Genomic DNA, 12,577 nt, shown 5'->3' on the forward strand with positions numbered 1-12,577 from the left:
AGGAGTTAACATGAACCAGATGAAAAAAGAGTTGTATCAGTGGCTAGTACCGATCATCTATGTTGTAATGATCGGCGTGAATGCTGCTGCGGTCTTATTGCCGATGAATGGAATGACGACACAGGAAGTCTCAGATAGTTATTCAAATTTGTTTGCTCCAGCAGGACTTACGTTTTCGATTTGGTCAGTTATTTACTTACTACTGGGTGCCTTTGTTGTATATCAATGGATAAAACCAAAAAATGGGTCGATTTTAGCCGATAGACAGATAGCGCAAAAAATACGTATAGTCTTTATTATTTCTTCAGTTTTGAATAGTCTTTGGTTAGTTGCTTGGCAATATTTATATATCAATATCACTATTTTTATTATGTTGGGATTATTGATCACCTTGATTTATTGCAACAGAATGCTAGCGATGATGTCTTTGACTAAGGGCGATTACTTTTTTATACGTTTGCCATTTAGCGTGTACTTTGGCTGGATCACGATTGCAACGATTGCGAATATCACTGCCTTTTTAGTTGATAAAAATATTGCTTTTTTACAAGACTATCAGCAAGTGTGGACAATAGTCATTTTACTTGTTGGTGTGGTGATCATTGGCGCAACAGTTATCAAGAATAGAGATATCGCTTATGGAATAGCTACACTTTGGGCGTATTACGGTATATTAGTGAAGCATCGTTCAGCAGATGGCTGGAATGGTGCCTACCCAATGATCATTACGACCGTTATGATTTGTTTATTGCTGATTTCACTCTTTTGTTTGTATGATTTATTTCTTTTATCTAAAAAGAAAGCTAGCTGATATGTTTTTCTTCAATTATTTCTGTTAAAATAAGAGTCATATCAATTATAGGTGGCAATGTAAATGGAAAAAGAAATAGTAAACACGAGAGATCGAATCATTCAAGTAGCAACTAGATTGTTCATGGATAATGGTTATTTAGGGACATCTACAAGACAAATTGCGCAGTTGGCCGAAGTGACGCAACCTAATTTGTATCATCATTTTAAAAATAAAGAAGAAGTCTATATCGGTGTCATTGAGACCTTATTAAGTGATGTAAATGAAGAATTAGTTGTGATAGTGGAGGACCAGAAACTGGATACGGTTAGCAAATTAAAAAGATTTGCTGAGTGCTTAAAAACAAAACATCCATTTGATTTTGATTTGATGATGCATGATTTTAATACAAAATTGATGGAAGAAACCCAATATAAATTATTTATGCTTTGGAATCAATCCTATAAAGAGCCGTTGCTCCGTCTGTTTAAAACAAGTGATTTTCCGATACGTTCCGGAGTATCTCCTGAAATAGCAACAACTCATTTCTTGAATACATTATCACCATACATCAAAGCAGAGCAGCGAACAACAACATTGACGATTGATCAAGTTGTGGATTTATTTTTAAATGGTATCACAAGTAACGAATAAAGTGGAAGTTGAAGCGGATCCTCAAAAGAGTATTTCTGCTTTTGCTGTCTATTTGTTTTAAAAAGGACTGAGACCTAACTCTAAAAGTTAGGTCTCAGTCCTTTTCTTATTTTCTATTTTGTTTACCAGCGTTTCGACCTTTAGGTGAGCTAGTTGTTTTCGTAGGTGTTTTTTCTGCTGGTTTCAAATCAGCTGGAGTAACATCTTTTCTAGGTGTTACCACTTGTTTAGGCGGATTCTTTTTCAATTCCTCCGCAACCTGCGCTTTGATTCTTGGTTTTAATAATATGTTTGTAATAAATGTTTGGATACAAGTGAAAATACCGCCGACTACCCAATATAGCGTAACGCCTGCTGGCGAGCTGATAGACATAAAGACGATCATCAAAGGTGAAACGATCAACATAGATTTCATCGTTTTCTTTTGTTCTTCCGGAATACCGATCGTTGAAAGATAACCTTGTAGTAAGTAAGCAACTCCGGCTAAAATAACGAAGATCATACTTGGTTGACCAAGATTGACACCAAGGAAGCTAGCTTCACTGATACCTTTCGTATAACGAGCTGCAAAGAATAAGGCAGAGAAAATCGGCATTTGGATCAATAATGGTAGACAGCCGATACCGCCCATCATACTCATGTTGTTTTCTTTATAGACAGATTGTAATTCTGCTTGGGCCTGCATTTGTTCTTCTCGAGTGGTCGCTTCTTTTAATTTTGCTTGTGCAGCATCAAGTTGAGGCTTGATCGCTTGCATTTTTTCTGTTTGGATCATACTTTTTTTCGATTGGCTCAAGCCTAAAGGCATGATGACCAGTCGTACTATGATCGTGATGAAGATAATGGCCCAGCCGTAGTTCCAGTTGAAATTATCAACAAGATATGTAATGGCGCTGCTCATTGGTTTTACTAGGAAGTTATAAATGATTCCTTCGCCTGTTGGTTGACCATCAGATCCAGTTTTTACACAGCCTGATAAAAACAATACCAAGGTGAATAGGCCGGAACCCAGTAGCCACTTATTTAATTTTTGCATTTCACTCTGTCCTTTTCTAAAAAATTTGCACATGTCTAACTATACTTGAAAAAGCGTTTTTTTTCAATAAAAAATAGAAGAATCCGCCTCAAGTCTGAGTAGGATCCTTCATAATTGCTTTCGACTAGTTAGTGACTTTAAAAGAAGAATATTCTTCGAGTAATGGGTCGTCTTGTAGATCAACATAAGTTACTCGCCCAGCAGGACTAGGTGAGTCTTTGACTCTTTGTATGAATTCAGCCATTTTTTCATCTGTGCCGAATGCTTCTATTGAAACAGAACCATCGTCTTCATTTCGGACGGTTCCTGCTATACCAAGCTCATCTGCAGCAAGCTTAGTCATATAGCGAAAACCTACACCCTGGACTCTGCCTTGAACATTCATGCGTACTTTTCTCATAAGTGTGCACCTCGCTTTTAACTTACTATCAATGATAGCGTTTTTTTGATTATCTGACAAGTAAAGTAGTGATTGTTTGAGGTGAAATAGTCATGGTATAATAAATGCTGGTGAGGTGTAAAAATGAAAGAAATTTTGTCCAGCAAAAATACAATGATAAAAGAATTAAAAAAATTAAGAATAAAAAAACATCGTGAAGCGCAACAACGCTATTTGATCGAAGGTTTTCATCTGGTCGAAGAAGCAATCAAGGTACATGCTGAAGTCGAGTGGATTTTGATCAATCAGCGTGGTTTGGAGGAATGGGCTGAGTGGATTGCTTTACATGAAGATGAACGCTTTATTTTCGTGACAGAAGAAATTTTAAGTTCTCTTTCTGAAGTACCGACACCTCAAGGGATGGTAGCAGTTGTTAAGATGCCGGATCAGGAACAAGGGATGTCTCATCATGGGCGTTGGCTATTGTTAGATAATGTTCAAGATCCTGGAAATGTGGGTACGATGATCCGCACAGCAGATGCTGCTGGGCTGACTGGCGTTGTCCTAGGCTCTGGTTGTGCAGATATTTATAATACAAAAGTTCTTCGGGCGATGCAGGGCAGTAATTATCATTTGCCGCTCTTTCGTTTGCCGCTTGCAGAAGTAATCGAAGGATTTCAAAAAAACGGAATTTCTGTCTATGGCACTGAATTAAATAAAGAAGCAGTTGCTTATCAGACATTACCTAAACAAGAAAATTATGCTTTGATCATGGGAAATGAAGGACAAGGGGTCTCAAGAGAATTATTGGAAATGGTCGATCAGTCTGTTTATATTCCGATTGTCGGAAAAGCAGAATCATTGAATGTTGCGATTGCTGCTGGGATTTTGATGTATCATTTCTTGTGAAAAAAATTTTAAACAAAAAGATAAAATAACAAGGAGAAATTCTTGTTATTTTTGTTTGAAATATTGGCGCAGAAGCAGTATAATACTTTAGCCGGCAAGCGATGAAAAGAGCATAGCTATGTTTTATAATGATGATAAATAGAAGTAAGTTTGCTAAATTTGAAAGAAGGAAACAAATATGAAAAGAACGTTGCTTATGTCGATGGTATTACCGTCGTTGTTATTGGTAACAGCTTGCAGTCAACAAACTGCAACAAAAACAAGCGAAAGCTCTTCACACACACAAGAAAATACAACAAAAAAAGAAGCTGGTCATTTTGACTATGATGCACAGGAGGAGTGGGAGCAGGTTGCTGGGAAAATGCAGTCGCCGATCGATATTCCGGCTTCTTCATCAGTAGAAATGACTGATAAAGGCGGAATCACACTTGACTATAGTGCTAAAATCACAAAAGCTGAAAATAATGGTCACAGCATTCAATTGACTGATTCAGGTACAGCTGTGATCAATGGACGAAATTTTGAATTGACTCAATTCCATTTCCATGCTGAAAGTGAGCATACTGTAGATGGCAAGCATTATCCAATGGAAGCTCACTTTGTCAATCAAGCACAAGATGGAAGACTTGCGGTGATCGGTGTTTTCTTTGAAAAAGGTCAGGAAAACAAAGGATTCCAAGAAGTATTAGATGACGTGAAGAACCAAAAAGATAGTGAGATCACAGATATCGAAACAATGTTCCCTGAGAATAAAAGTTACTATCATTACCTAGGTTCACTTACGACACCGCCACTTTCTGAAAACGTGGAGTGGTATGTGCTTAAAAATCCTGTCGAAGTTTCTGCTGAACAAATCAAAGATTTCCAAGAATTCTATGATCATAATAATCGCGAGATCCAACCGTTGAATGATCGTGTAGTATTGTCTCATAATGAATAGTCTACTATAGTAATGCTCGTCTGACTTTAAAAAATAGGATGAACAAAGAGACTGCACTAAAGTTCAAATATGAAGTGATTGAAATATAGCAGATATGTTATATCTCAGTCACTTCTTTTTAATGGAGTTGTAGTCAACGCAAGTGAGAGGCAGTCTTTACATAAATTCAGAAAAACCTTTTTTTATTGTTGAAATATCTATAAGAGTAAGTTATACTAGTTAACGGTGTGAAAACACTAAATCCACATCCTTGTTTGATTTATAAGGCGGTGCTGCGTTTAGTAGTTCCTTATAAAGCTGAGAACAGGAGAGGGAACAAATAAAAACCAATTGGAGGAAACAAATCATGGCAGTAATTTCTATGAAACAATTACTAGAAGCCGGCGTACACTTTGGTCACCAAACTCGTCGCTGGAACCCAAAAATGAAGAAATATATCTTCACAGAAAGAAACGGAATCTACATCATTGACTTACAAAAAACAGTTAAATTAGTAGATGCTGCTTACGATTACATGAAAAACGTTGCTGAAGACGGCGGTGTTGCATTATTCGTAGGAACAAAAAAACAAGCACAAGAAGCAATCAAAGACGAAGCGATTCGTTCAGGTCAGTTCTATGTTAACCACCGTTGGTTAGGTGGAACTCTAACTAACTGGGATACAATCCAAAAACGTATCAAACGTTTGAAAGACATCAACAAAATGGAAGAAGATGGAACATTTGATGTACTTCCTAAAAAAGAAGTTGTTGGCTTAAACAAACAACGCGAACGTTTAGAAAAATTCTTAGGCGGTATCGCTGATATGCCTAGAATTCCAGATGTAATGTACATCGTTGATCCTCGTAAAGAACGTATTGCTGTTCAAGAAGCACAAAAATTGAACATCCCGATCGTTGCTATGGTTGATACAAACTGTGATCCTGATGAGATCGATGTAGTAATCCCATCAAATGATGATGCGATTCGTGCGGTTAAATTGATCACTGCTAAAATGGCTGATGCTTTCATCGAAGGAAACCAAGGTGAAGATCAAGTCGTTGAAGAAACATTCGTTGAAGAAGCACCAGAAGCTGCAACTTCTATCGAAGAAATCGTTGATGTTGTTGAAGGCAGCAACGAATCAGCAGAATAATATAAAATTACAGAGCTGTCTTGAAGGCTAGGCGAACAAAAGCCTGATTTTACCTTTGAGATAGCTTTTTTTAAACAAAGATGGGCTAGCGCTTTGGAAAATGGATAAAAATGGAGTGAGACAAAAAGCGTCTCAATCAATTTTTCCTATTTTTCAGTCAAGGATAAACGAGCCTGTTACGCTTTTAAAACTATCTAGCTTCATGAGCTAGACTCTCAGAAAAAAGATGAAATCTGCCTGTGATTAAAAGCATCACATTCATATTTCTCTATTTTTCAGTCGAGTCTTATCGAGCTCATTCAGCTTTCAAAACTTAGGAGGAACAAGAAAATGGCAGATATTTCAGCAAAATTAGTTAAAGAACTACGCGACATGACTGGTGTCGGTATGATGGACGCAAAAAGAGCGTTAGTAGAAGTAGAAGGAAACATGGATGCAGCTGTAGATTATCTACGTGAAAAAGGTATGGCAAAAGCTGCTAAGAAGAATGACCGTGTAGCAGCAGAAGGTTTAGCTAACGTTGCAACAGATGGAAACTTCGCAGCAATCGTTGAAGTAAACTCTGAAACAGATTTCGTTTCTAAAAATGAAATGTTCCAAGACCTAGTTAAAAAAATCGCTACTGAAATCGCGAAAAACAAACCAGCTTCTATGGAAGAAGCTTTAGCACTTAAAACAGATAAAGGCACAATCGAGTCTGAATTAGTAGAAGCAACAACTGTTATCGGTGAAAAAATCAGCTTCCGTCGTTTTGAGCTAGTTGAAAAAGCTGATAATGCTGCTTTCGGCGCTTACTTACACATGGGTGGACGTATCGCTGTATTGACAGTCTTAGATGGCACAACTGACGAAGAAGTTGCGAAAGACGTTGCGATGCATGTTGCAGCTATCAACCCTCGTTATGTGAACGAATCACAAATTCCTCAAGAAGAATTAGATCATGAAAAAGCAATTCTTTCTGAGCAAGCATTAAATGAAGGCAAACCAGCGAACATCGTTGAAAAAATGGTTATCGGCCGTTTGAACAAATTTAAAGCTGAAATTTCATTAGTAGATCAACCATTCGTTAAAGATCCTGATATGACAGTTGAAAAATATGTAGCATCTAAAGGCGCTACTGTTAAATCTTTCACTCGTTTTGAAGTAGGTGAAGGAATCGAAAAACGTGAAGATAACTTTGCGGACGAAGTTATGAGCCAAATCAAAAAATAATTCTGTTTCTGCTTTTGAGACAGTCGGGAACGCATGAAGATGCGCTCCCTTTTTTTAGGAATTAAAAGAAATAATAGTCGAAATATGTTAAACTATTGATAGATAAATGGTGGAGGGAAATCAAAATGGTAAAACCTAAGTATCAACGAGTTGTATTGAAGTTAAGCGGCGAAGCGTTAGCCGGAGAAGATGGGTTTGGAATTAAGCCTCCTGTAATCAAAGAAATTGTAGAAGAGATCAAGGAAGTACATGAATTAGGGATCGAAATGGCGATCGTTGTCGGCGGTGGAAATATCTGGCGTGGACAAATTGGTGCGCAAATGGGTATGGAACGCGCGCAAGCCGATTACATGGGGATGCTTGCAACAGTCATGAATGCGTTGGCGCTGCAAGATACATTGGAGAATCTAGGCGTTCCTACACGTGTTCAAACATCGATCGAAATGCGTCAAATTGCAGAACCGTATATCCGCCGTCGGGCAGAGCGTCATCTAGAAAAAGGTCGTATCGTGATTTTTGCCGGTGGTACAGGAAATCCGTATTTCTCAACAGATACAACAGCGGCTTTACGTGCAGCAGAAGTTGATGCTGATGTGATTTTGATGGCAAAAAATAATGTTGATGGTGTCTACTCAGCAGATCCTAAAGTAGATGCAAATGCAGTTAAATTTGAAGAATTAACACACTTGGATGTTATTTCAAAAGGACTACAAGTGATGGACTCAACAGCAAGTTCATTGAGCATGGACAATGATATTCCATTAGTTGTTTTCAATCTAAATGAAACAGGAAATATTCGTCGTGCATGTTTAGGCGAAAATATCGGAACAACGGTAAGGGGGAAATAAGGAATGAGCGGAACAATTTTAGCGACAGCAAAAGAAAAAATGGGTAAAGCAGAACAAAGCTTACAACGTGAACTAGGACAAATTCGTGCCGGTCGTGCGAATGCCAGTCTTTTAGATCGTATCCAAGTTGATTACTACGGTGCACCAACACCTGTCAATCAGCTTGCAGGAATCAATATTCCAGAAGCACGTGTTTTGATGATCACACCATTTGATAAAAATTCACTGGAAGATATTGAAAAAGCGATTCAAGCGAGCGATATCGGTATCAGTCCGACAAATGATGGAACGGTTATCCGATTAGTTATTCCACAATTGACTGAAGAAAGACGTAAAGAATTAGCAAAAGATGTAAAAAAAGCTGCTGAAAACGCGAAAATCGCTGTTCGTAACATCCGTCGTGATGCGATCGATGACTTGAAAAAACAACAAAAAAATAACGAAATCACTGAAGACGAATTACGTAATTTAGAAAAAGAAGCGCAAAAGCTGACAGATGATAGTGTGAAAAATATCGATACGATCACAGCTGAAAAAGAAAAAGAATTGTTAGAAGTTTAAATTTTTTCCTAAATCGAAAAAATAGAAAACAGCAAAGATGCCTGATGTTAAAAGGATATCTTTGCTGTTTATTTATTTTTATTTTGAACATTTGTTATTTAATTAAAAAAAACTCAAAAATATAACTTTATAATTTATTAAAAATCAAAGATTAATAGTGGTACGTAAAAATTAACTTGTTAATCAATCGGTGTTATGAAATAATGTAATCAGCTATATTTTTTTGAAGGAGATGAAAAAATGAATTTTATTAAGCGTGCATTATGCAGTGTGACAAGAAAAAAGGGAAAATCACTTATTTTATTTGCTGTAATTTTTGTATTAGGGAATGTTATCGCTGGTGCTATTGCAATTCAGCAGTCTACGCAAAATGTTGAAAAAAGTGTAAAAAAAGAACTTGGTGGTATGGCAACGATTCAACTTGATTATGAAAACAATCAAGAAGAATTTATGAAAGAAGATGTTGAGATTGAACCACTCAAGGTAGACTTGATTAAGAAAATTGGAGAATCTCCCTATGTAAAATATTATGATTATAGCGCAATGACTATGGTTCAAACAAAAGATCTGAAAAGTGTATCTTCAGAGTCAGAAGAATTTGGTATGATGGAAGGCTTTACCTTAAAAGGTGTGAACTATAATAAAGTTTTAGATATAGAAGAAAAGAAAATCAAGCTGATCGAAGGAAACATATTTACACAAGAAGATATCGAAAATGGTAAAAATGTCGGCTTGATTTCATCAAAAGTTGCTGAGGAAAACGGACTTTCTGTTGGAGACCAAATGGTTGCCGACTCAAGAGGCTACGACTATGCCGAAAATGGTGAAGAAAAAGAATTATTCAAGCAGGACATACCGATCCAAATCATTGGTATTTTTGAACCAACGACTGTTGAAATGAAAGAAAAAGAGAAAGAAAAAAATTCTGAACAAAATATGAATCAGCAATTTATGTCTTTACAACAGATCAATACAGTTTATTTACCGAATAAAACAGTGTTGGAAATCAATAAAAACTACATGGATAAGTTGAAAGAAACTTCCTCAAATAGTGAGATGTTCGATGGTGAAAATGAAGAAGAATACTATACACCAATATATGTATTGAAAAGTCCGGAAGATGTAGATGCTTTTAAAGAAGAAGCTCAACCGCTGTTGCCTAATCTTTATACAGTGAAAGCATCTGCTGATCAGTATGAACAAATCGGCGGGAGCATGAAAAAAATGTCACAAATTTCAGGTTATGTTGTTTGGATTGCTGTAATTGCGACATTATTGATTATTTCACTGGTTGTTCTCTTATTTATGAGAGATCGTAAGCATGAATTGGGCATTTACCTGTCACTTGGAGACAAACGCAGTCATGTTATGGGGCAAATAATCATTGAAATGCTGTTGATCAGCGGAATCGCATTGGTTTTATCATTGATTACAGGAAACTTCTTAGGAAAAATGGTTTCTGATTCTTTATTGAATAGTGATATTTTAAACAATACGAATAATCAAATGAATACTTTTATGGTTATGGATGGACTTGGCACTGCTGATTTAACCGCAGATGACATCATGAATGCCTATGAAGTGAAATTCTCGCTTGGCTATATCGTGACCTATTTAGTTGTTGGTTTAGGAACGGTCCTACTATCAGCAATTTTACCATTACTATATATCGTACGATTAAATCCAAAGAAAATAATGATGTAGGAGGTCAGGAGAATGGCGATTTTAGAAACAAAAAAGCTTAGTTATTTTTACCAAGATGGTGATCAGCGCCGCTTCATTTTGAAAGATACCAGCGTGTCTTTTGAACAGGGAAAATTCTATACGATTTTAGGTCAGTCAGGATCTGGAAAAACGACCTTTCTTTCATTGATCAGTGCATTAGATACACCAAAGGAAGGACAAATTTTGCTGAATGGAAAAGATATCAAAACAATCGGCTATGAAAAATACCGCCGTGATGATATCAGTATTATTTTCCAAAGTTATAATCTCGTTCCGTATTTGACTGCATTAGAAAATGTGTTAGTTGCCATGTCGATCACAGATAATGAGTTACCGCCAAATCAAAAAGAAGTTGCCTATAATCTACTGGATTACATTGGGATCACGCACGAAAAAGCGGATCGCTTAGTCAATCAATTATCAGGTGGTGAACAGCAGCGTGTGGCGATTGCCAGAGCACTATCGACGAATGTGGATGTTATCTTAGCAGATGAGCCAACCGGAAATTTAGATGAAGGAATGGAGCAAGAGATCGTTGACATTTTCAAAAATCTTGCGAAAGTTCATAATAAATGTGTGATCGTAGTTACTCACTCGAATGAGATTGCTGCCCAGTCGGATGAGACGTACTACCTGAAAAAAGGTGTGTTAAAAAAATATGAGTGATTTTCTATCAAATTTCAGCGGTGAGAATTATGAAAAGACCCGCGAAAATAAAAATAAGCAAAAAGAACAGAAAAAAACTAAAGCAATCAAAAATGACGAAGAACAATCATCTGCAAAAAAGGAGCCAACACCTGCTTTTGTTGGGCCTAAAAATACAGTAGATTCTACTTCAAAAAATATTCAGCAAACCGCAAATGAAAAAGAAGAACCTAAACAAGTAGAAAATACTGATGATGTGATCTACACCAAGAAGCGTACAAAAAAGAAAAAATATGAACCAAAAAAAGAAGCAGAAATGCCAGTTGCTAAAGCGGAACCTGTGACTACGTCACAAAATCCGGATGAGTTTATCGAAACGGATCCAACGTACAAAAAGAAACGTAGAACAAAACTGATTTTAATCGGTATGGGAAGTTTGGCAGCTGTAATTTTATTGTATGTTGGTTACTATCAGTTGACACATGTAAAAGTCCCTGATTTTGAAGGGAAAGAATTATCAGAGGTTCGTGAATGGACAGCTGAAAATGGAGTGAAACTTCAAGTCGAACAGAAATATGATTTTGATAAAGCAGCGAATTTGATCATTGATCAAACGGTCAAAAACAAAAAGATCAAAAAAGGCAAAGAATTAGTTGTTGATGCTAGTTTGGGTGCTGATCCGGAAGAGCAGATCCAGTTACCTGAATTTAAAGAAATGAAAATCAGCGAAGCAAAGAAATGGATCACAGAGCAAAAAGCAGATAATTTAGCGATTATTGAAGAATACAGTGATAAAGTAGCACAAGGAGATTTCATTAAATTTGAGATCACGAATAAAGATGTAAAAGCAGAAGAATATAAACGTAAAGACAAAGCAAAAGTCTATTTCTCAAAAGGCAAAGAGGTTTTTGAAAAAAATATTGCCATGCTAGATTTTACAGGAAAAACAAAAGAAGAAGTCACGGAATGGACGAAGAAAAACGAAATCACATTAAAAGTAGAAGAAGCAGATTCTGATAAAATCGAAGCGGGCAAGGTGATCTCTCAAAGCATTGGTAAAGACACAAAAGTTGCCAAGAGAGATACACTGACAGTGACAGTCTCTACAGGAAAAGCGATGATCGTACCCGATTTTTCACAATTTACTGCAGAAGAAGCAGCGGATAAAGGGAATGGGCTGCAGGTACAAGTGAAACAATTGTATAACAACACGGTACCGTACGGGCATTTTATCAGTCAATCAGTAGAAATCGGAAGTAAGTTTACCGAAAAAGATGATAAGCCTGTCATTCAGGTTGTATACTCGATTGGTAAGCCTTATATCAAGGATCTACGTGATAATACAGTAGAAGGCGATCTTCAAAAGATATTCTTTGATGAGTATCAATCAAAGGGTGCAAACATAACCTATCAAGTGTATTATGTTGATTCAACTGTTACCAAAGGAACTGTTGTAAAAATGAGTAACTATAATGAGTTTGTTCCTATCGATTCAGTTATCCAAATTGGTATAAGTAAAGGGAATCTTAAACCGGAAGCAACGAAAGAGTCAGAAGAATAAAAGTTAACAAGCGTGTACGGAAAACGATCTTGCCGTTTTCTTTGCACGCTTTTTGTAATGGAATAGGAGGGTGAATCGGGGATTTTCTTTGTAAATTAAGTGAATTTGTTAAATAATCTCGAAAAATTTTTCATTTGCATAGGCTTTTCTGAAAGATATTGCTATAATAGTCTAGACAGATT

At 36.6% G+C, this 12,577-nt stretch carries 13 protein-coding genes; 11 read left to right on the forward strand and 2 right to left on the reverse strand.

The window, feature by feature from the left end:
• Positions 1–10 precede the first annotated feature (10 nt).
• Together H3T55_RS06725 and H3T55_RS06730 are read left to right on the forward strand one after the other, a co-directional pair.
• Positions 11–811: a tryptophan-rich sensory protein gene (locus H3T55_RS06725; RefSeq protein WP_225533875.1), complete on the forward strand. Its 801-nt coding sequence runs from the start codon at positions 11–13 to the stop codon at positions 809–811.
• Between the two features lie 63 nt (positions 812–874).
• Positions 875–1,444, forward strand: a complete 570-nt coding sequence (locus H3T55_RS06730; RefSeq protein ID WP_225533876.1) for a TetR/AcrR family transcriptional regulator — start codon at positions 875–877, stop codon at positions 1,442–1,444.
• A gap of 106 nt (positions 1,445–1,550) precedes the next feature.
• On the opposite strand, the gene yidC is transcribed toward H3T55_RS06730, so the two are convergent.
• Positions 1,551–2,480: a membrane protein insertase YidC gene (yidC, locus tag H3T55_RS06735; protein ID WP_087640204.1), complete on the reverse strand. Its 930-nt coding sequence runs from the start codon at positions 2,478–2,480 to the stop codon at positions 1,551–1,553.
• A 124-nt stretch (positions 2,481–2,604) separates the two neighbouring features.
• Positions 2,605–2,880, reverse strand: coding sequence for an acylphosphatase (locus H3T55_RS06740; protein ID WP_087640203.1), 276 nt, complete (start codon positions 2,878–2,880; stop codon positions 2,605–2,607).
• A 123-nt stretch (positions 2,881–3,003) separates the two neighbouring features.
• Between H3T55_RS06740 and H3T55_RS06745 the strand changes: the two genes are divergently transcribed.
• From H3T55_RS06745 to H3T55_RS06785, 9 genes are all read left to right on the forward strand, one after another.
• Positions 3,004–3,768: a TrmH family RNA methyltransferase gene (locus H3T55_RS06745; RefSeq protein ID WP_225533877.1), complete on the forward strand. Its 765-nt coding sequence runs from the start codon at positions 3,004–3,006 to the stop codon at positions 3,766–3,768.
• A 178-nt stretch (positions 3,769–3,946) separates the two neighbouring features.
• Positions 3,947–4,708 carry a carbonic anhydrase gene (locus tag H3T55_RS06750; protein ID WP_225533878.1) on the forward strand — a complete coding sequence of 254 codons (762 nt, stop codon included), beginning with the start codon at positions 3,947–3,949 and terminating at the stop codon, positions 4,706–4,708.
• A 346-nt stretch (positions 4,709–5,054) separates the two neighbouring features.
• On the forward strand, positions 5,055–5,843 hold the full coding sequence (rpsB, locus tag H3T55_RS06755) for a 30S ribosomal protein S2 (RefSeq protein ID WP_087640200.1): 789 nt from the start codon (positions 5,055–5,057) through the stop codon (positions 5,841–5,843).
• A gap of 330 nt (positions 5,844–6,173) precedes the next feature.
• Positions 6,174–7,055 carry a translation elongation factor Ts gene (gene tsf, locus H3T55_RS06760; RefSeq protein WP_087640199.1) on the forward strand — a complete coding sequence of 294 codons (882 nt, stop codon included), beginning with the start codon at positions 6,174–6,176 and terminating at the stop codon, positions 7,053–7,055.
• A gap of 125 nt (positions 7,056–7,180) precedes the next feature.
• The gene (gene pyrH / locus H3T55_RS06765; protein WP_069665001.1) at positions 7,181–7,903 is read left to right on the forward strand and encodes a UMP kinase; all 723 of its coding nucleotides are present in this window, start codon (positions 7,181–7,183) and stop codon (positions 7,901–7,903) included.
• Between the two features lie 3 nt (positions 7,904–7,906).
• Complete coding sequence (gene frr, locus H3T55_RS06770; protein WP_087640198.1) at positions 7,907–8,464, forward strand: ribosome recycling factor; 558 nt, start codon at positions 7,907–7,909, stop codon at positions 8,462–8,464.
• 240 nt (positions 8,465–8,704) lie between these two features.
• A complete protein-coding gene (locus tag H3T55_RS06775) occupies positions 8,705–10,168 on the forward strand; it encodes an ABC transporter permease (RefSeq protein WP_225533879.1) in 1,464 nt (487 codons plus the stop codon).
• 12 nt (positions 10,169–10,180) lie between these two features.
• Positions 10,181–10,855 carry an ABC transporter ATP-binding protein gene (locus H3T55_RS06780; protein ID WP_225533880.1) on the forward strand — a complete coding sequence of 225 codons (675 nt, stop codon included), beginning with the start codon at positions 10,181–10,183 and terminating at the stop codon, positions 10,853–10,855.
• Positions 10,848–12,395 (forward strand): PASTA domain-containing protein, encoded by a 1,548-nt coding sequence (locus H3T55_RS06785; RefSeq protein ID WP_225533881.1) that lies wholly within the window; start codon positions 10,848–10,850, stop codon positions 12,393–12,395. Before H3T55_RS06780 ends, H3T55_RS06785 begins: the two co-directional genes overlap by 8 nt.
• Positions 12,396–12,577: the final 182 nt, after the last annotated feature.

It is taken from the genome of Enterococcus sp. S22(2020), from assembly GCF_020295385.1.
Taxonomy (GTDB): Bacteria; Bacillota; Bacilli; order Lactobacillales; family Enterococcaceae; genus Enterococcus_L; species Enterococcus_L dunnyi.